This is a genomic window from Streptomyces sp. NPDC006879 (genome assembly GCF_042869595.1).
GTDB lineage: Bacteria > Actinomycetota > Actinomycetes > Streptomycetales > Streptomycetaceae > Streptomyces.
The window spans coordinates 1-17,524 of record NZ_JBIAGC010000021.1; the positions used below are offsets into that span (position 1 = coordinate 1).

Annotated in this window: 18 protein-coding genes; 9 read left to right on the forward strand and 9 right to left on the reverse strand. The window is 69.7% G+C overall.

Going from position 1 to position 17,524, the window contains the following annotated elements; translation table 11 throughout:
- Positions 1 to 320 precede the first annotated feature (320 nt).
- Positions 321 to 1,976 carry an FAD-binding dehydrogenase gene (locus ACFYMC_RS17400; RefSeq protein ID WP_388525450.1) on the reverse strand — a complete coding sequence of 552 codons (1,656 nt, stop codon included), beginning with the start codon at positions 1,974 to 1,976 and terminating at the stop codon, positions 321 to 323.
- Between the two features lie 116 nt (positions 1,977 to 2,092).
- On the opposite strand from ACFYMC_RS17400, the gene ACFYMC_RS17405 reads away from it, so the two are divergent.
- From ACFYMC_RS17405 to ACFYMC_RS17430, 6 genes are all read left to right on the forward strand, one after another.
- Positions 2,093 to 2,614, forward strand: coding sequence for an NUDIX domain-containing protein (locus ACFYMC_RS17405; protein WP_388525453.1), 522 nt, complete (start codon positions 2,093 to 2,095; stop codon positions 2,612 to 2,614).
- 60 nt (positions 2,615 to 2,674) lie between these two features.
- Positions 2,675 to 3,070 carry a YidH family protein gene (locus tag ACFYMC_RS17410; RefSeq protein WP_388525456.1) on the forward strand — a complete coding sequence of 132 codons (396 nt, stop codon included), beginning with the start codon at positions 2,675 to 2,677 and terminating at the stop codon, positions 3,068 to 3,070.
- Complete coding sequence (locus ACFYMC_RS17415) at positions 3,067 to 3,390, forward strand: DUF202 domain-containing protein (RefSeq protein WP_388525459.1); 324 nt, start codon at positions 3,067 to 3,069, stop codon at positions 3,388 to 3,390. The genes ACFYMC_RS17410 and ACFYMC_RS17415 overlap by 4 nt, the downstream gene beginning before the upstream one ends.
- Before the next feature lie 115 nt (positions 3,391 to 3,505).
- Positions 3,506 to 3,802 (forward strand): hypothetical protein, encoded by a 297-nt coding sequence (locus tag ACFYMC_RS17420; RefSeq protein ID WP_388525461.1) that lies wholly within the window; start codon positions 3,506 to 3,508, stop codon positions 3,800 to 3,802.
- Between the two features lie 685 nt (positions 3,803 to 4,487).
- Positions 4,488 to 5,510: a phosphotransferase family protein gene (locus tag ACFYMC_RS17425; protein ID WP_388525464.1), complete on the forward strand. Its 1,023-nt coding sequence runs from the start codon at positions 4,488 to 4,490 to the stop codon at positions 5,508 to 5,510.
- Positions 5,511 to 5,514: 4 nt separating this feature from the next.
- A complete protein-coding gene (locus ACFYMC_RS17430) occupies positions 5,515 to 6,729 on the forward strand; it encodes an acyl-CoA dehydrogenase family protein (RefSeq protein ID WP_388525467.1) in 1,215 nt (404 codons plus the stop codon).
- A gap of 43 nt (positions 6,730 to 6,772) precedes the next feature.
- Here the strand turns inward: ACFYMC_RS17430 and ACFYMC_RS17435 are convergent, their stop codons facing one another.
- From ACFYMC_RS17435 to ACFYMC_RS17445, 3 genes are all read right to left on the reverse strand, one after another.
- Positions 6,773 to 7,363 carry a TetR/AcrR family transcriptional regulator gene (locus tag ACFYMC_RS17435; RefSeq protein ID WP_388525470.1) on the reverse strand — a complete coding sequence of 197 codons (591 nt, stop codon included), beginning with the start codon at positions 7,361 to 7,363 and terminating at the stop codon, positions 6,773 to 6,775.
- Between the two features lie 56 nt (positions 7,364 to 7,419).
- Positions 7,420 to 9,096: a class I adenylate-forming enzyme family protein gene (locus ACFYMC_RS17440; RefSeq protein ID WP_388525662.1), complete on the reverse strand. Its 1,677-nt coding sequence runs from the start codon at positions 9,094 to 9,096 to the stop codon at positions 7,420 to 7,422.
- A 110-nt stretch (positions 9,097 to 9,206) separates the two neighbouring features.
- Positions 9,207 to 9,965 carry an SDR family oxidoreductase gene (locus tag ACFYMC_RS17445; RefSeq protein ID WP_388525473.1) on the reverse strand — a complete coding sequence of 253 codons (759 nt, stop codon included), beginning with the start codon at positions 9,963 to 9,965 and terminating at the stop codon, positions 9,207 to 9,209.
- A 340-nt stretch (positions 9,966 to 10,305) separates the two neighbouring features.
- On the opposite strand from ACFYMC_RS17445, the gene ACFYMC_RS17450 reads away from it, so the two are divergent.
- Positions 10,306 to 11,616: a serine-threonine protein kinase gene (locus ACFYMC_RS17450; RefSeq protein ID WP_388525476.1), complete on the forward strand. Its 1,311-nt coding sequence runs from the start codon at positions 10,306 to 10,308 to the stop codon at positions 11,614 to 11,616.
- A gap of 73 nt (positions 11,617 to 11,689) precedes the next feature.
- Here ACFYMC_RS17450 and soxR read toward each other — a convergent pair whose 3' ends face one another.
- Positions 11,690 to 12,160 carry a redox-sensitive transcriptional activator SoxR gene (gene soxR / locus ACFYMC_RS17455; protein ID WP_388525478.1) on the reverse strand — a complete coding sequence of 157 codons (471 nt, stop codon included), beginning with the start codon at positions 12,158 to 12,160 and terminating at the stop codon, positions 11,690 to 11,692.
- 122 nt (positions 12,161 to 12,282) lie between these two features.
- Here soxR and ACFYMC_RS17460 point away from each other — a divergent pair, with 122 nt between their 5' ends.
- Complete coding sequence (locus ACFYMC_RS17460) at positions 12,283 to 12,744, forward strand: MaoC family dehydratase (RefSeq protein WP_388525481.1); 462 nt, start codon at positions 12,283 to 12,285, stop codon at positions 12,742 to 12,744.
- A gap of 22 nt (positions 12,745 to 12,766) precedes the next feature.
- Here ACFYMC_RS17460 and ACFYMC_RS17465 read toward each other — a convergent pair whose 3' ends face one another.
- Both ACFYMC_RS17465 and ACFYMC_RS17470 read right to left on the reverse strand, forming a co-directional pair.
- Positions 12,767 to 13,423 (reverse strand): TetR/AcrR family transcriptional regulator, encoded by a 657-nt coding sequence (locus ACFYMC_RS17465; RefSeq protein ID WP_388525484.1) that lies wholly within the window; start codon positions 13,421 to 13,423, stop codon positions 12,767 to 12,769.
- A 159-nt stretch (positions 13,424 to 13,582) separates the two neighbouring features.
- On the reverse strand, positions 13,583 to 13,888 hold the full coding sequence (locus ACFYMC_RS17470) for a YiaA/YiaB family inner membrane protein (RefSeq protein WP_388525487.1): 306 nt from the start codon (positions 13,886 to 13,888) through the stop codon (positions 13,583 to 13,585).
- Positions 13,889 to 14,192: 304 nt separating this feature from the next.
- On the opposite strand from ACFYMC_RS17470, the gene ACFYMC_RS17475 reads away from it, so the two are divergent.
- Entirely contained in the window at positions 14,193 to 14,837 is a 645-nt protein-coding gene (locus tag ACFYMC_RS17475; RefSeq protein WP_388525490.1) for a TetR/AcrR family transcriptional regulator C-terminal domain-containing protein, read from the forward strand.
- A gap of 87 nt (positions 14,838 to 14,924) precedes the next feature.
- Here ACFYMC_RS17475 and ACFYMC_RS17480 read toward each other — a convergent pair whose 3' ends face one another.
- Positions 14,925 to 16,004, reverse strand: a complete 1,080-nt coding sequence (locus ACFYMC_RS17480) for a Zn-dependent alcohol dehydrogenase (RefSeq protein WP_388525492.1) — start codon at positions 16,002 to 16,004, stop codon at positions 14,925 to 14,927.
- A 71-nt stretch (positions 16,005 to 16,075) separates the two neighbouring features.
- Complete coding sequence (locus tag ACFYMC_RS17485) at positions 16,076 to 17,488, reverse strand: aldehyde dehydrogenase family protein (protein ID WP_388525495.1); 1,413 nt, start codon at positions 17,486 to 17,488, stop codon at positions 16,076 to 16,078.
- Positions 17,489 to 17,524 lie beyond the last annotated feature (36 nt).

The following is a 17,524-nucleotide window of genomic DNA, read 5'->3' on the forward strand; positions in this document are numbered from 1 at the left end:
ACTGGTCACACTTCCGACGCCGCAGCCAGGCCCGAGCCCGCCGATGCCACTACCAACGCCGAGGCCACGACCCCCACATGCGGTTGCAGTACTAGGGGGAGCCCTCTCGCGAAGTCGGCTTGCAGCGCAACCTCAAGAAGGGCGCGGGCCATGCGTCGGTACTCCCCGGCGAGCGGCCCACACCCCTTGCCGGCATGACCGCGAGACACTGAAAGTGCCGGTCGCCCCGACCCTCCTGTCGGACGACGACGCCCTCATGACCGTCATGCGCGGGCGGTTGGCGAATTAGCTGACCAGGCAGCCCGCCACGGTTGCCCGCTTCAGCCGACGGCGCGGGCAGCCGCTCGCCCGGCGTTGCGTCCCGAGAAGATGCAGCCGCCGAGGAAGGTTCCCTCCAGCGACCGGTAGCCGTGAACACCGCCACCGCCGAACCCGGCTGCCTCGCCCGCCGCGTAGAGACCGGCCAACGGCCGGCCATCGGCGGTGAGCACCCGTGAGGAGAGGTCGGTCTCCAGCCCGCCCAGCGACTTGCGGGTCAGGATGTTCAACCGTACGGCGATCAGCGGCCCTGCCCCGGGGTCCAGGATGCGGTGGGGTGCGGCGGTCCGGATCAGTCGGTCGCCGAGGTACCTGCGGGCGCCGTGGATGGCCGTCACCTGGAGGTCCTTGGTGTAGGGGTTGGCGATTTCCCGGTCCCGCGCGGTGATCTCCTCGCGCAGGGCTGTCTCGTCGATGAGGGCCTCCTTGGTCAAGGCGTTCATACCGCGCACCAAACTCCCCAAGTCCTTCTCCACCACGAAGTCGGGGCCGTATTCCATGAAGGCACGGACCGGGGCGGGGACGTCCTGGCGTGCCCGGTCGATCACCTCGCGCACGGACCTGCCGGTCAGGTCGGGGTTCTGTTCGGAGCCGGAGAGCGCGAACTCCTTGCCGATGATGCGCTGGTTGAGGACGAACCAGGTGTAGCCGTGGCCCGAGCGCATGATGTGTTCGAGCGTGCCCAAGGTGTCGAACCCGGGAAAGAGCGGCACGGGCAGGCGCTTGCCCTCGGCGTCCAGCCACAGGGAGGAAGGTCCGGGCAGGATGCGGATGCCGTGCCTGGCCCAGATGGGGTTCCAGTTCTCGATGCCCTCGGTGTAGTGCCACATCCGGTCCTTGTTGATGTGGCGCGCACCGGCCGACTCGGCGACTGCGAGCAGGAGTCCGTCGACATGCGCCGGCACTCCGGAAAGCAGCTTCTCGGGCGGGGTGCCGAGCCGCCGCGGCCAGTGGGCACGCACCAGGTCGTGGTTGCCGCCGATACCGCCGGAGGCGAGGATCACGGCTTGGGCGCGATACTCGAAGGCTCCGGTGACCTCTCGGCTGCTGCCGGCCCCGCGTTCGACCGACGAGGGCTCCAAAATGTCACCGGTGACCGTGTCGAGTGACCCTGCACTGCGCGAGAGCCCGGTGACCCGGTGCCGGAACTTCAACTGCACCAGCCCCTGGGCGACGCCCTCTCGCACCCGGCGTTCGAAGGGCGCGACCAAGCCCGGCCCGGTGCCCCAGGTGATGTGGAAGCGCGGCACGGAGTTCCCGTGCCCCCTCGCGTCGTAGCCGCCCCGTTCCGCCCAACCCACCACCGGGAAGAACCGCACCCCCTGGGCGTGCAGCCAGGGTCGCTTCTCCCCCGCCGCGAAATCCACGTACGCCTCGGCCCAACGGCGCGGCCAGTGGTCCTCGTCGCGGTCGAACCCGGCACTGCCCATCCAGTCCTGGAGGGCGAGGTCATGGCTGTCACGGATGCGCAGGCGCCGCTGTTCGGGGGAGTCCACGAAGAAGAGGCCGCCGAAGGACCAGTGCGCCTGGCCACCGAACGACTGCTCCGGTTCCTGGTCAAGCAGGATGACCCGTTTGCCCGCGTCGAGGAGTTCGGCCGTGGCCACCAAGCCCGCGAGCCCGGCCCCGATCACGATGACGTCAGCGTCGAAAGCCATGGTTTCCATCCTCGCTTCACAGAAGGCGGCAGATACGGCCTGGCACCGATCCTCCGTACCGCGTGGTAACCCGTCAACAGCGCCACCAAGCCGATATCCGGTGATTGGATGGGCCCATGAGTGCGGATGAGCTGTTGGACGTCGTCGACGAGGCCGACCGCGTGGTCGGCAGGGCGAAGCGCGGCGAGGCCTACGCGAGTGGCCTTCGCCACCGTTGCGTCTTCGTGCTGGTGCGAGACCCCCAGGGGCGGGTGTTCGTCCACCGTCGCACCCCCGGGAAATTGGTGTTCCCCTCCCGGTACGACATGTTCGTGGGCGGGGTGGTCGGCGCCGGAGAGGACTATGACGCGGCGGCGCTGCGGGAAGCGGAGGAGGAGCTCGGGGTCACCGGTCTGGACAGTCCGACCCGGCTGCTCAAGTTCCTGTACGAGGGCGACGGCGACGGCTCACAGGGCCAGGCCGGCGGAAGCTGGTGGTCGTGGGTGTACGAGGTGCGCTGCGCGCTGCCCGTGGCCCCGCAACCGGAGGAGATCGACTGGTACGACTTCTTGACGCAGGACGAGCTCGCCCAGCGGATCGGCGAGTGGGAGTGGGTCCCGGACGGCCTTGAGGCCTACCGGCTGTTGTTCGCCCGGTAGCGCACTGCCTCCGCCGGGCCGAGGCCCGGCCGGCGGACTCGGTGATCTAGATTGCGCACTGTGAGCGACTTCGTGAAGGACCTACGTCTGTGGTTCGCCCCGCAGCGGATCCGCGGCGAGGGAGAAACCCCCGACTACCGTTTCTCGCTGGCCAACGAGCGGACCTTCCTCGCCTGGATCAGGACCGCGCTCGCCCTGGTCGGTGGCGGGTTCGCGGTGGACCAGTTCCTTCCCGACCTGCGCTGGGGGGTGCGGATCGCAATGGCACTCGCGCTGCTCGCGGCCGGCACGTTGTGCGCGCTGCGGGCAGTGAACCACTGGGTGCGGTGCGAGCGTGCGATGCGACGAGGGCAGGATCTGCCGATGTCACGGTTCCCCGCCCTGTTGAGCGCCGGGGTGGCAGTGGTCGCGGTGATGATGATGGTGGTGGTGGTGTTGGGCTGGACCGCCCGGTGACGGCGACGGGTGAGGAGTCCGCACGCGATCCCGGCCTTCAGCCAGAACGCACCCGGCTGGCGTGGCGCCGCACCACGCTGGCCTGCACGGTGGTCGCGGTGCTGGCAGTCAAACAGACCCTGCACGGTTCGGGCTCGGTCGTCGAGCTGGCCGGGGTGAGCCTGGTCGCGCTGGTGTGGATCGGCTTCCTGGCGATGGCGCATCGGAGGATTCTCGAGCTGTCGACGGCCCGACCGCCGTCGCTCGATGCGGTGTCGGCGCGGCTTGTGGCCCTGTGCGTACTTGCCCTCGCGTTCTTGGCAGTGCTGTTGATCCTTTGAGCGTCTCCCATGGCGTGACGATCAGTCTTTCTTGATGCGTGTGACATATCACCCGGTATTGTGTTATTTCGCACTACGCTGAGGCCGCTCCGCACGCCCTCGGAAGGTGATCTCCTTGACCGTCGAACATCGGGAACACTCCGTCCACCGCCACGCCCACGGCCCGGACTGCGGCCACCCACAGGTCCCGCACGGCGATCATGTCGACTACGCCCACGACGGACACCTACACCGACAGCACGAGGGCCACTGGGACGAATGCGAGCCCGGTGGCCACCTCAGGCACGAGGGGCACGAGCACACCCATCGCGAGGACTGCGGGCACCCTGCGGTCATCCACGGCGACCACCTCGACTACCTGCACGACGGACACCGGCACGCCGCCCACGACGGACACTGGGACGACCACTGAGGGCCCCCATCACCCCACCACCTACGCGCCACCCCGTGAGGGCTCCCCCGATCCCCGTGAGCCCCCTCGCGGGACCCCTGCCGACATGAGGTGGAATCCCGTCGGAGTCGGCGCCCCTTGGTGGGCCAAGCACCCGCGCGACTCGCACCAGAACGCCAACGTTTCCCCCACGGCGGCCGGTGCCCCCACAACGCTCTCGGCGCCGGTGGCGGGGACCAGCCCCTCCTCTTCGAGACGGCCGCGACCGAACGACGGGCGCGGCCGTTGTGCGCGACCGTTCTGGACGCGGAGCGGCGATCACATCGCCCCACCGCCCACCCCGGCGGGAAGCAAGCGCCCGAACCCGTACGTGGGTGGGGCCGAGGTGCAGGTGAGGCACCCCGGGGGGCGCATCCGCGGCGGCTCCGCGCGAGTGGCTGGCGGCTGGCGGCCGATCCGGACCGGGCCGGGCCGGGCCGACACGGAGTTGCGCGGACAACCGCCCGGCTCGGTGCTGGACGCGGTCACGGTGCTCTCTTACATGGCCGCCTTGAACCGCGGGAGTTCCCGTGACCTGCCTGCCGTTGCCGGCCCCTCGACTCCGGTTTCCGAGAGGCGGATGCACTGGCCCCTCTGGACGACATACCGACTGGTCGGCATGATGGGCGCGGGTACACCCGACGGCTTCTCACGAAAGGTGCGCACCATGACGTCAGCCGATCCCCCCGGCCTCGACCTGCGCCGACTACAGAACCACTTGGAGCAGGAGCGACCTGGTCTGGTCGACGGAGAGCTTCACGGGAAACTGATCGAGGGTGGGCGCTCCAACCTCACCTACCGCGTCACCGGTGACAGTGTGCGCTGGGTGGTCCGCCGCCCCCCACTCGGCCACGTCCTGGCCACCGCACACGACATGAAGCGCGAGCACCGGGTGATCGAGGCCCTGCACGGTACGGCCGTACCGGTACCGGCGCCGCTGCTGCTGTGTGAGGACGAAGCGGTGATCGGCGCTCCCTTCTACGTCATGGAATACGTCGACGGGGTTCCCTACCGCTCCGCTGAGCAACTCAGCGCCCTCGGACCGGACCGGACCCGGGCTACCGTGCTCGGCCTGGTGGACACCCTGGTCGATCTGCACGCGGTGGATCCCGAGGCCGTGGGACTGGGCGACTTCGGCCGTCCCGAGGGCTTCTTGGAACGGCAGTTGCGCCGTTGGTGGAAACAACTGGACTCCTCCCGCGGTCGCGAACTGCCAGGAATCGACGAACTGCACGAGGTGCTCGGCCGCGGGCTGCCCCGCTCTCCCGCCCCGACGGTCGTCCACGGCGACTACCGGCTCGACAACGTGCTGGTCGGAGCCGACGACGAGATCAAGGCGGTGCTGGACTGGGAGATGTCAACGCTCGGAGACCCCCTGACCGATCTGGGCCTGTTGGCCATGTACAGCTGTGATCTGGGCCTGCGGAAGACCGCCGTCAGCACCACGAGCGGCGCTCCGGGCCATCCGTCCCCCGCGGAACTGATCGAGCGCTACGCCCGCCGTTCCGGCCGGGACACCTCGGCTATCTCCTGGTACACCGCCTTCGCCTGGTTCAAGCTCGCCGTGATCCTCGAAGGGATTCACCACCGCTACACGCTGGGGCAGACGGTCGGGGCGGGTTTCGACCGGATCGGCGAGCTCGTGCCCCTCTTCATCGAAAACGGCCTGTCGACCCTTCAGGAGAGCTAGGACCATGGACTTCGCCTTTGACCAGCGGACCGAGGAACTGCGTTCCAAACTGCTCGTCTTCATGGAGGACCACGTATACCCGGCCGAGCCTGTCGCTCTGGCACAGCGGGCTGCTCTGAGCAGCCCGTGGGAGACCCCTGCGGTGGTGCGGGAGCTCAAGGCAAGAGCGCGCCGGGAGGGCCTGTGGAACCTCTTCCTCCCCGATGCCGAGCACGGGGCCGGGCTGACGAACCTGCAGTACGCGCCGTTGGCGGAGATCACCGGCAGGAGCCCCCAGCTGGCACCCACCGCCCTCAACTGCTCGGCCCCTGACACCGGGAACATGGAACTGCTCGCGGAGTTCGCCACCGAGGAGCAGAAGAAGCAGTGGCTGGTCCCGCTGCTGGCCGGCGAGATCCGTTCGGCCTTCGCGATGACCGAGCCGGAGGTGGCGTCCTCAGACGCCACGAACGTCGAGACGCGCATCGAGCGGACCGGCGACGAGTACGTCATCACCGGCCGCAAGTGGTACATCTCCGGTGCCATGAGCCCCGACTGCAAGCTGTTCGTCGTCATGGGCAAGACCGACCCGGACGGCGCCGACCCTCGGCGCCAGCAGTCGATGGTCCTGGTGCCCAGGGACGCGCCGGGGGTCGAGGTCCGCCGGGCGATGCAGGTCTACGGGTACGAGGACCATGCGCACGGCGGCCATGCCGAGGTGACCTTTGACCGTGTACGAGTACCTGTCACGCACCTCGTCGGAGACGAGGGTGGTGGTTTCGCCATCGCCCAGGCGCGGCTCGGGCCCGGCCGCATCCACCACTGCATGCGCCTGATCGGCATGGCGGAACGGGCCATCGAGCTGATGTGCCGCAGGGCGGTGGCCCGGACCGCGTTCGGCAAACCGCTCGCCGCCCAGGGCGTGGTGCAGAACTGGATCGCGGACGCCCGGGTGACCGTGGAACAACTGCGGCTACTGGTTCTGAAGACGGCCTGGTTGATGGACACGGTCGGCAATCGCGGCGCGCACACCGAGATCCAGGCCATCAAGATCGCCACGCCTCGGGCAGTGCTGAAGATCCTCGACGACGCCGTGCAACTGCACGGCGCCGGTGGGGTAAGCCAGGACTTCCCGCTGGCCGAGCTCTGGGCCGCTGCCCGCACCCTGCGCTTGGCCGACGGCCCGGACGAGGTGCACCAGCGGTCGCTGGCACGCCGTGAACTACGGGCTCACAGCTGACGCCAGCGCCTCGGTGCGGCCCGAGGGGTGAGCCCGGTTGCCTTCACTCACGAAGAGCTCGTAGCAGCAGGTCGGCGAGATGGTCAGCGATCTCCTGGGGGGCCATCGGACCGTCCGCGCGGTACCAGCTGGCCAGATGGTGAACCGAGCCGAAGTGGTAGTCGACCACCAGGTCGGCAGGGGTGGCGGTGGCAAAGACCCCCTCGCGCTGCCCCTCTTCGATGAGCGCGCGGAACCGCTCGTGGTATCGCCGCCGTTCAGCCCTCACCTGCTTGTTCTTCTCCGGGCTGAGGCTGTGCATCGACCGGAGGAAGATCAGCGCGTCGTCGAGGTTGTCGATGGTGGTCACCACCACATCGGCTGCGGCGGCGCGCAGCCTCTCCTCGATCGGGAGGTCGGAATCGGCGATGGCGTCGAGCCGCTCCTGCTGGAGGCGGAGCATCCGCGCGTACACCTCGTGCAGGAGATCGTCCTTTGACCCGAAGTAGTGGTACAGGGCGCCCTTGGTGACCCCCGCCGCCTCGACGATCTCCTGTACTGAGGTGCGGTCGTAACCCCGCTCGGCGAACAGCCGGGTGGCGGCGGCCAGCAGCCGCTGCGGGACCGGGGTCTCTTCCTCCGTCGTCGGATTCATGCCGCCACCTGCCCTTTCGGGTTCGCGCTCTGGTGCTTGTGCACGTGCTGTCGATCTCACTGGTCGTGCCGGTGCGAAAGCCCCGGCCGTTGGTCGGTCGCGCCTCGGTCGCGCAGGTTCCGCCGGAGGATCTTCCCACTGGTCGTCTTGGGCAGGTCGGGCAGGACCTCCACCTCACGAGGGCGCTTGTAGGCCGCCAGCGCCGCCCCGCAGTGGGCGAGGAGTTCCTCGGGCCGCGCGTGCGTTCCGGGACGGAGGCTGACGTACGCCTTCACGCTCTCGCCGCGGTACGGATCGGGCACGCCGACGACCGCGGCCTCGCGTACTGCCGGGTGACGGTAGAGGGCGTCCTCCACCTCCCGTGGCCAGACCTTGAAACCCGAAGCGATGATCATGTCCTTCTTGCGGTCGACCACGTAGAGCCAGCCCTCCGGGTCCATGAACCCGACGTCCCCGGTGCGTAGCTCGCCCTTCGGGAAGGTGCGCGCGGTGGCATCCGGCAGCCTCCAGTAGCCGGGCACGACCTGCGGCCCTCGCACGACGATCTCACCGTGCACGCCGAAGGGGACCTCGCACCCTTGTTCGTCGAGGATGCGGACGACGGTCTGCGGCCCGGGAACACCGACCGACAGGGTGCCGGACTCCGGGTCGACGGGAGCTTCGAGGTGCGGCGGCACGCTGGCGCATGGCGCCGTGCACTCGGTAAGGCCGTACCCGTTGCGTAGGTAGTGCCCGAAGGCGGCGCGGAAGCGTTCCACGAGCGCCGGGGGCAACGGTGCACCGCCGGAGGAGATGATCAAGAACGAGCTGAAGTGGTCCTCGCTGGCGGCCGGATGGGCGGCGAGCGCCATGAAGGCGGTGGCCGGTCCCACCGTGTAGGCGGGGCGGTGTTCGAGGAAGGCGTCCAGCACCGTACCGGGCTCGAAGCGATAGGTGAGGGCGAGGGTGCCGGCGTTGGTGAAGCAGGTGGCGAGCTCGCAGACGAGGCCGGTGATGTGGAAGAGGGGTGCGAGGGCGAAGTAGCAGGCGCCTTCAGGGACCGGGTGTGCGCGACGCTGCCGTTCCGCGTTGTACGTGATCGCACCGTGGGGGTTCAGAGCGCCCTTCGGGGTGCCGCTGGTCCCGGACGTGTAACTGATCAACGCGATGTCCGTGGCGGCCGGGGTGCGATCCGCCGGTGCTGGCAGACCTCGGCGGGCCACCGTCATCAGGTCCTCGGTGTCCTGCGAAGGGACGGTCAACCGGCGGGGTACTGGCACCCGGGGGTCGTCGCGGCTCTGGAGGCCGAGCTCGTCGGCGGTGAGCACCAGGCGGACGGATGATCCGGCTGCCGTCCGGCGCAGCCCGTCCTCCCAGGCATGGTCGGCGCAGATGAGGGCCGATACCTCAGCGTCACGCAGGACATGTGACACCTCAATACTCTGGTACATCGGGTTGATCGGAACGACGATCAACCCGGCCTTCCATGCACCGAGGAGCGCCACCACGAAATGCGGAGAGTTCTGGAGCATGACGGCGACCCGCTCCCCCCGCAGGAGCCCGGCGGCAGCCAGGTGCCCGGCGAGGGAATCGCTGAGCGCATCGGTCTCACGGTAGGTCAACCTGACATCGAAGTAGGCGAGCGCGACCCGGTCCGGAGCTCGACGCACGGCCGCTGCGAAGGCGTGAACCACGCTCTGCTCCGGCGCCACGGGGGCACGCTGGGCCGCGCTCAGACGCCCGAGCCAGGGCATGTCGGCGTACCGGGAGCCCGCTTCGGCCGGCAGGCTCTCGGCGCCCGCCCGCCCGCCCGGTCCCGCTTCGCCCCGCCGGGCGGTGGACCCAGGTGGTACCGGCGACTGCTTCATTGGCCCTCCCACGTTCGTTGCAGATGGTTCATGCTGCCAAGCCACCGCTCGGGGTCACTCGCCCGGGTCGTGTAGAAGCGCGCGACCTCAGGATGCGGAAGTACCAGGAAGGCGCCCTTGGCCATGCCGGCGAAGAGCGCCTCGGCCACGTCGTGCGGCTCGATGGCGCTGGGGGCGAGCACCAGCTCGCCCGCGGACCCGGTGGCGCTGAGCATGTCCGTGCGCACGCCCTGAGGGCAGATCGCGTGGACGTCCAGCCCGCGGTGGCGGTAGGTCAGGGAGAGCCACTCGGCGAAGGCGTAGGCGCCGTGCTTGGTCACGCTGTAAGGGACCGCACCGATCATCGTCAGCAGTCCGGCGGCGGAGACGGTCGAAACGAAACGCCCGCGCCCCCGCTCCAACCACTGTGGGAGCAACCCACGCACGGCGCGTACGTGGGACATCACGTTCACGTCCCAGGCCGCCTCCCAGACCTGTTCCTCGGCGAAGACGTCCCCCGCGGAGGCCAACCCCGCGTTCGCGCAGTAGACGTCCACGGTGCCGTCGAGCGCGGCGCGGGCGTCCTCGATCACGGCGCTGGCGTCCCCCGGGACCGCGATGGCACCCAGTTCGGCCGCGACCGCCTCGGCCTTGTCCGGAACCAGATCGTTGATCACCAGTGTTGCGCCCTCGGCGGCGAACCGGCGGGCGATCGCTGCCCCGATGCCCCCGCCTGCGCCGGTGACCACCACGTGTGCACCTTCGAACTGTCCCATGGGCACGTCCTTCCCTTGCTGCGACCGGCTTGCGACCGGTGGTGCGCGCGAATCCCGGACAAGGAGCAGACTAACCAGTCGGTATGTGACTGTGGAAGGGGAGCAACTCCGCCCCACCGCCGCAGAACGCCGCGAGGGAGCCCGAAGGAGTGCACCGGCCACCGCCCGCCGGGCCGGGCGGTGGCGTCGACCTCCCACCGTTGCGGCACGGTGGCTGCGAGGCTCCAAAGGCGCGGCGGACGGCCGCTGCACGGCTGTTCCCCGCGTCGCGACCCTGGCGGCTTGCATCGGGCAGCGAGATGCTGGGGGCCGGTGCTCGGCAGGGCTGAGGGGAACTGACATGTCGGATGTGGGAGTCGACCCTTACACCGAACTCACCTTTGACGCCCAGGGCGATCTCAAGCCCGGGCAACGCGAGGCGCTGGCGCGCATGGGCGCCACCGACCTACTCGTCTTCGCGCACGGGTGGAACAGCGACCGACCCGTCGCCAACCGTCTCTACCGTCGCTTCTTCGAGCCCTTCCCCCGGCTGGTGGCCGATGAGACAGGGGTACGGCTCGGTTACGTCGGAGTGCACTGGCCCTCGATGCGTTTTGCCGACGAGCCGATCCCCGACTTCGATCCCCCGCAGGCGATCAGTCCCGAACCGACCGCGACGGAACTGGACCCGGCCACGAGTCTGGCGTTAGCGGCGTTCTGGCCGGAGCACCCTCAAGCACTCCAACGTCTAGAGGAGTTGCTACGCACCAGACCCGACTCCCCCCTGGCCTTCGAAGAGTTCGGCGCACTGGTGCGACAACTGGCCGCAGTGGCGACGCCCGCCGCCCGGGCGGCGGGGAACGAGATCGCGTTGGTGGCCGAGGACGTCACGGAAGCCGAGCCGCTTCTCCTCACCGAAGACACCCTGATGGTCTGCCAGTTGTTGACGGAGGCCCTGATTGAGGCCGGCGCCGCTCCAGATGGGGCTACCTTCTCCGTGGGGGGTGGGCTGCGCAGTGCGTGGCGCGGCGCCAAGGAACTCCTTCGGCAGGTCACCTACTACACCATGAAGAAGCGAGCCGGGGTGGTCGGGGAGCGTGGACTGGGCCCGGCACTGTCCCAGTTGAGCCAGTCACGGCCCGGCGTGCGCATCCATCTGATCGGTCACAGCTTCGGCGCACGGCTGGTGGCCTTCGCCCTCCGCGGGCTTGCCGACAGCGCACACGGCGTGAAGTCACTGACCCTGCTCCAAGGCGCCTTCTCCCACTACGCGTTCGCGAGGAACCTGCCGCACCAGCGGAGTGCCGCCGGTGCCCTGTGCGGGCTCCAGCACCGCGTGGACGGACCAGTGGTGTGTTGCTACTCGACCCATGACGCCGCGCTGCGGGTCTTCTACCCCCTGGCTTCTCGCATGGCGCGGGACTCCTCGGGTTTCGCGGGTTTCGATGCGCGATGGGGGGCCATGGGTCACGACGGGATCCTGGGAGTCGATCAGACGTTGCAGCTCGACCTCCGCGAGGCTCTGCGGGCCGGCGCCCTGCCACCGGGTGGCTGCGTGAGCGTGGACGCCTCGGCAGTGGTGCGGCGCGGCGGGCCACCCTCCGGTGCCCACAGCGACATCTGCCACGAACAGTTGGCGCGGGTGGTGCTCGCGGCTGGCCGCATCAGCTGAGCGCACCCAAGGCGGGGAAGCCGGGCATTGGGCGCCGCGGTCCCGGTCGGTGCGGCGCGGTGGCGCCTCGCCCTCAGCTGGTCCGGCGGCGGCGTTCGGCGAGCAACTGAGAGCCGGTGAGTTTGGATCCGAAAATGTCATCGGGGTTGGAGAGCACACAGGTCTCCAGGGACAGACAGCCGCAGCCGATGCAGTCGGTCAGATGGTCCCGCAGCCGGCTGAGCTGGACGATGCGCTGGTCCAGCTCAGCCCGCCAGGACTCTGAAAGCCGGGCCCAGTCCTCGTGGTTGGGAGTACGACCCTCCGGAAGGTGTGCGAGCGCCTCACCGACGGTGGCCAACGGGATGCCCACGCGTTGGGCGGCGCGGATGAATGCCACTCTGCGCAGCGCGTCACGGCTGTAGCGGCGTTGGTTGCCGTGGGTCCGGCGGCTACTGATGAGCCCCTTGGACTCGTAGAAGTGCAGCGCGGAGACTGCGGCCCCGCTGCGCGCGGAGAGTTGACCGACCGTGAGTTCGTGAACCTTCTCGGGGATCTGGGGCACCCTTGAAAGACTAGTGGGGCGTCCGGGTGGACGGGGGCGGCGTCCGTTGACAGAGCTGCCCGCTCCGAGCATGCTGAGCAAGCGCTTGTTCCAGCACTGCTCCCGTCACGGAAGGCGAAGGCATGGCCGAGCCGAGGATCTTCACGTCCATCGAGGAACTCAGCGCCGGGGTCGGTGAACCACTGGGCCCGAGCGACTGGCTGGAGGTGGACCAAAAGCGCATCGACCTCTTCGCCGATGCCACCGGAGACCACCAGTGGATCCACGTGGACGCCGCACGCGCGGCCACCGGCCCCTTCGGCTCGACCATCGCGCACGGCTACCTCACCCTGTCGCTGCTCCCCAGCCTGGTCCCCCAGATCATGCGGGTGGACGGGATCCGCATGGGCATCAACTACGGCGTCAACAAGGTCCGCTTCCCCTCTCCCGTACCGGTGGGCGCGCGACTGCGCGCCACCGTGGTGATCAAAGAGGTGACCGAGGTGGGCGGCGGTGCCCAGGTCACTGCCGCCGTCACCGTCGAACGGGAGGGCGGCGACAAGCCGGCGTGCGTGGCGGAGTCCGTATCGCGCTACTACTTCTGACCCGCCCCGACTACCGGGGAGGCTACGGGGCGGGCTCTGCCCGGGAGGCTTCCGCGCCGACGCGCACCGCGCCCACCATCCGCAACACCAGGTCGGCATAGAGCGCCCCGACCTCTTCGGGCGTACGGCGCCCCTCCACGTTGAACCAGCGGGCGACGTCGATGCACAACGACAACACGGCGACCGTGGTGCCAGGGACGTCCGGTACGTCGAACTCGCCGGCCTCGACCCCCTGATCGAGGATCCCCCGAACGACCGCGTCGCTCTGCCGACGAAGGCCCACGATCTCGGCCCGATGCCCCTCGCCCAAGGCGTCGAGCTCGTACTGGACCACGCGGGCCGTCATATGGTGCCCGGCGTGCCATCGAACGAAGGAGCGCACGGCCGCGTCCAACCGCTGCGCCGCGGTGCCCGGCCGGGACGCTGCCGTCCTCAGGATCTCCAGGGCCTTGTCGTGGCCGATCCGGCTGATCCGGTGGAGCAGTTCTTCCTTGGTCTTGTAGTGGATATACAGGGCCGCCGGACTCATGCCCGCACGGCTGGCGATGTCTCGGGTGGTCGTCGCGTGGTACCCGCGCTCGGCGAAGGCCTCGACGGCCGCGACCAGCAGCCGCCTGGCCGCTTCGGGGGTCACCTCGCCCCAGGCCCGGAACTCCGCCTCCATCTCCGCGCTCTCCATCGCTCGCCCTTTCCGCGGTGCGCGCAGGGCTTGCCCATGCGCGGCAGGGCAGCCACCCTACCCGAGGGTGAGCAAGCGCTTAGCTTAGCTGCGGCCGACCGGACCCGCGGCGCAGCCCCGGGCGCCCGGCCACCCGGCCGCGAAGCTCGCCGGAACCGTTCAGCTCTTGGGCGGGAGCCCGTCGGCCCGGAAGGGATCGTACTCCGCGAGCAGCTTCTCCAATCGAGCCTGGTCTACCCGGCTGACGATCTGACCGGCCTCTTCCCGGTCCCGCACCACCTTGGCCAGGGTGAACGCCGAGGTGGTCAGGTACAGCACGGCGATACCGAGGAAGGCACGCACCCAGGCATCGGCGTCCAGTCTGTAGATCCCGATGGTGACGGAGCCCAACGCGATGGCGAAGGAAGCAGCTGCCTGCACGAAGTACGCGGCCGTGTTCTGTGGTCGTACCGATGTCTCGCTCATGGCCCCAGCATCCTTCGGTGAGCGCGCCCGACCCATCCGCGCTGGTACTCAGACGCGGGGACCGATGACCTATTCACATCGACCCGCCGACCGCAGGCGGACGGCTGCTCCTCGGCAGGCAAGGTGCACACGGTGCGCGCTGCCGATCCGACCTCCACTGCGCCACACCAGGTGCCTGCTCGCCGTCAGCGAAGCCTCGGTCGGCAGGCGCGCCGCGGACCGGGGGTCGCTGAGCTCCGATCCCATGGGCCTCGTATCAACTAGCGTCGCTAGTTTTCAGGGGGCAGGCCCTACGATGTGCCGCATGGCCAGACCCCGCAAGCCCCTCCTCAGCAGGGACCGCATCATCGAAGCGGCCGGCTCCCTCGTGGACGCGGAGGGCCTTGAGGCACTGTCCACCCGCAGGCTCGCGGCGGAGCTCGGCGTCAGCGGTCCCTCCCTCTACAACCACTTCCGCAACAAGGAGGAGATCCTTGAGGCGGTGGCGGACGAGGTGAGCGGACAAGTGGACCTGTCGATGTTCGAGGACGGCCGGGGCTGGCGCACCGCGCTCCACGACTGGGCCGTGTCCTACCGGCGTGCACTGGCCGCGCACCCGAACATCGTGCCGGTACTGGCCCGCGGGCCCGGCAGGCGACCCGCCGGCCTCCGGCTCGCCGACGCCGTGTTCGGCGCCATGACCGAGGCGGGCTGGCCCCCCGCCCAGGCCACCCACATCGGGGCGCTGATGCGCTACTTCGTCACCGGCTCCGCCCTCGGCTCCTTCGCCCGAGGGTTCGTCGACGACGCCCGAGCCTACGACCCGGCGGACTATCCACACCTCGGCCGAGCGCACCTCCTGGCCGACCACCAACAACAGGTGGACGAGGGCGCCTTCGAAACCGGCCTGCGGGCCCTGATCGACGGGCTCTCGGTGCAGTACGCGCAACTGGCTCCGCCACCGGACTGAGAACTCGCCCCACCCGGTTCCTCTCCGGCGCGCCGGAACCAGGACCGGGCGCGTGGTCTCGCCCGCGCGCCCGACGGGCGGGCCGGTTCAGAAGACGACCAGGGCTCGGGCTCCCTTGCCAGCGAGCATCGCCTCGAAGGCGGCCGGGATGCCGTCCAGTTCGATCCGGTCGCCCACCATGGCCGCGAGGTCCAGCCGCCCGGCGCGAATGTGCTCGGCCAGCACCGGGAGGTCCCGGGCCGGATCGCAGTTGCCGTACACGCAACCGGTGAGCGTACGGGCGAAGTGGAAGATCTCCAGCGCGTGGAAGGAGACCTGCTGTTCCTTGCCACCGATCCCGACGACCGTGGTGCGCCCGCCCCGGCGGGTGCAGTCCCAGGCGGCCCTGATGGACGCGGCCCGCCCCACGCATTCCACCGCTACGTCCGCACCCCGCCCCTGGGTCAGGGAGCGGACCTGCTTCGGCGTGTCCTCGCCGGCCAGCAGGAACTCGGTGGCGCCGGCGGCGCGGGCCAGCTCCTCCTTGTCGGGGGAGACGTCCACGGCGATGATCGGTCCGGCCTCCGCGATCCGGGCGGACTGCAGGGCCGCGAGACCGACCCCGCCCACGCCGAAGACGACCACCGACTCGCCTGCCCGGACGCGCGCCGAGTGGTGTACCGCCCCGTAGCCGGTGAGTACGGCGCAGCCCAACAGTGCGGCCTCGGCGAGGGGGACGCCCTCGGGCGCCGGTACCACGCACCGCGCCGATACGACGGTCTCCTCGGCGAAGGCGGCCACGTTGAGCCCCGGATACAGCGCCCGGCCGTCCACAGTTCGGGCGTAGACCTCGCCCACACCGGCCAGGGCCCTTTCGCACAACCAGACCTCACCGATCCCACAGTGGTGGCACCTGCCGCACGAAGGAGCCCAGTTGAGGACCACCGCGTCGCCGGGGGCGAGGTGCGTGACGCCTTCGCCGACCGACACCACGGTGCCCGAGCCCTCGTGGCCAAGGACTGCGGGAACCGGTACCCGCATCGTGCCGTCGGCCAGGGAGAGGTCGGAATGACAGACGCCGGCGGCGGCCAGGCGGACCCTGACCTGCCCGGGGCCTGGTGCCGGAAGTTCGATCTCCGTGACCTCCAGCGAGGAGCCGATGGCTGGCAGGACTGCGGCGCGGACCACGATCGGTCTCTCCTGTGGTTCGGGGACGGCGGGGGTGTTGCGGTGTCGCGGGCGGGACTCCGGGCCGCGGCTCAGAACTGCAGCGACTTGGTCTGTAGGTACTCGGTCAGTCCGTGCCGGCCCAGTTCCCGGCCGACCCCCGACTGCTTGTACCCGCCGAAGGGCGCAAGTGGGTTGAACCGGCCGCCGTTGACATCGACCTGCCCGGTCTCCATCCGTCGGGCGAAGGCGGCTGCCGTCTCCTCGTCGGCCGCCCAGACCGCGCCACCCAGGCCGTAGGAGGTGCCGTTGGCGATGCGCAGGGCGTCCTCCTCGTCTTCGTAGGCCAAGATGGCGAGCACCGGGCCGAAGATCTCCTCCTGCGCGATGGTCATCGAGGGAGTCACATCGGCGAAGATCGTGGGCGCCACGAAGTAGCCCTTGCCAGCGGGAGCTTCGGTGCCGCCGGTGACGAGACGGGCACCCTCCTCGACGCCCTTGGCGATGTACTCCCGAACCCGGCTCTGTTGGCGGGCGTTGATGAGCGGGCCGATCCGGGTCCCCTCGCGCCGAGGGTCACCCGTGGGGTACTCGGCGGCTGCCGCGGCGGCCAGTTCGACCGCCTCCTCGTACCGGTCCCGCTGGACGAGCATCCGGGTGAGCGCGTTGCAGCTCTGGCCCGCGTTGTTCATCACGTGCGCCACTCCGGCGCGCACCGCCTTGGGCAGGTCCGCTCCGGGCAGGATGACATTGGCCGATTTGCCGCCCAACTCCAACGCGAACCGCTTGATGGCGGCCCCCGCGGTGGCGCCGACCTGCCGTCCGACGGCTGTCGATCCGGTGAAGGAGACCAGATCCACGCCCGGGTGTTCGACCAGGGCCTGTCCGGCGACCACACCCGTGCCGGTCACCAGGTTGAACACGCCCGCGGGGAGCCTCGCCTCGTCGACGGCCTCGGCGAAGAGCTGTGCGGTGAGCGGGGTGTCCTCGGCGGGCTTGAGGACGATGGTGCAGCCGGCGGCAAGAGCCGGTGCCACCTTCGCCACGATCTGGTGCAGGGGGTAGTTCCAGGGGGTTATCGCGCCTACCACTCCCACCGGTTCGAGGTACACGGTCGAGTTTCCGATCCGCTCCTCGAAGGCGAACTCCGCGGCGAGTTGCGCGTAGGAACCGGACACGGCGATGGGTGCACCGGCGTGCACGAGGTGGGAGAAGGCTCGCGGGGAGCCGAGCTCGTCGGTGATGAGATCGGCGAATTCCTCCCGGCGGGCGAGCAGCACGTCGCGTAGGGCCGTCAGACGGGCGGCCCGTTCGGCGGGCGCGGTGGCCGCCCAGCCGGGGAATGCGGCCCGAGCGGCCCGCACCGCCGCGTCCACGTCCTCGGCCGTACCGGCGGGAACGTGCCCGAGCAGCTGCTCGTCCGCGGGGTTGACCACCGCGATGCTTTCCCCGCCGGAGGCGGGTCGCCATGCCCCGTCGATGTACATCCCGTCGTGTGCCTTCATGGTGCCCTCCCGAGCCCGTTCGGTGCTGCCGTCGCC

Coding starts and splice junctions, on each gene's coding strand:
- ACFYMC_RS17400 (WP_388525450.1), bottom strand. CDS start 1,976: ATGGCTTTCGACGCTGACGTCATCGTGATCGGGGCCGGGCTCGCGGGC.
- ACFYMC_RS17405 (WP_388525453.1), top strand. CDS start 2,093: ATGAGTGCGGATGAGCTGTTGGACGTCGTCGACGAGGCCGACCGCGTG.
- ACFYMC_RS17425 (WP_388525464.1), top strand. CDS start 4,488: ATGACGTCAGCCGATCCCCCCGGCCTCGACCTGCGCCGACTACAGAAC.
- ACFYMC_RS17430 (WP_388525467.1), top strand. CDS start 5,515: ATGGACTTCGCCTTTGACCAGCGGACCGAGGAACTGCGTTCCAAACTG.
- ACFYMC_RS17435 (WP_388525470.1), bottom strand. CDS start 7,363: ATGAATCCGACGACGGAGGAAGAGACCCCGGTCCCGCAGCGGCTGCTG.
- ACFYMC_RS17440 (WP_388525662.1), bottom strand. CDS start 9,096: ATGCCCTGGCTCGGGCGTCTGAGCGCGGCCCAGCGTGCCCCCGTGGCG.
- ACFYMC_RS17445 (WP_388525473.1), bottom strand. CDS start 9,965: ATGGGACAGTTCGAAGGTGCACACGTGGTGGTCACCGGCGCAGGCGGG.
- ACFYMC_RS17450 (WP_388525476.1), top strand. CDS start 10,306: ATGTCGGATGTGGGAGTCGACCCTTACACCGAACTCACCTTTGACGCC.
- ACFYMC_RS17460 (WP_388525481.1), top strand. CDS start 12,283: ATGGCCGAGCCGAGGATCTTCACGTCCATCGAGGAACTCAGCGCCGGG.
- ACFYMC_RS17465 (WP_388525484.1), bottom strand. CDS start 13,423: ATGGAGAGCGCGGAGATGGAGGCGGAGTTCCGGGCCTGGGGCGAGGTG.
- ACFYMC_RS17470 (WP_388525487.1), bottom strand. CDS start 13,888: ATGAGCGAGACATCGGTACGACCACAGAACACGGCCGCGTACTTCGTG.
- ACFYMC_RS17475 (WP_388525490.1), top strand. CDS start 14,193: ATGGCCAGACCCCGCAAGCCCCTCCTCAGCAGGGACCGCATCATCGAA.
- ACFYMC_RS17485 (WP_388525495.1), bottom strand. CDS start 17,488: ATGAAGGCACACGACGGGATGTACATCGACGGGGCATGGCGACCCGCC.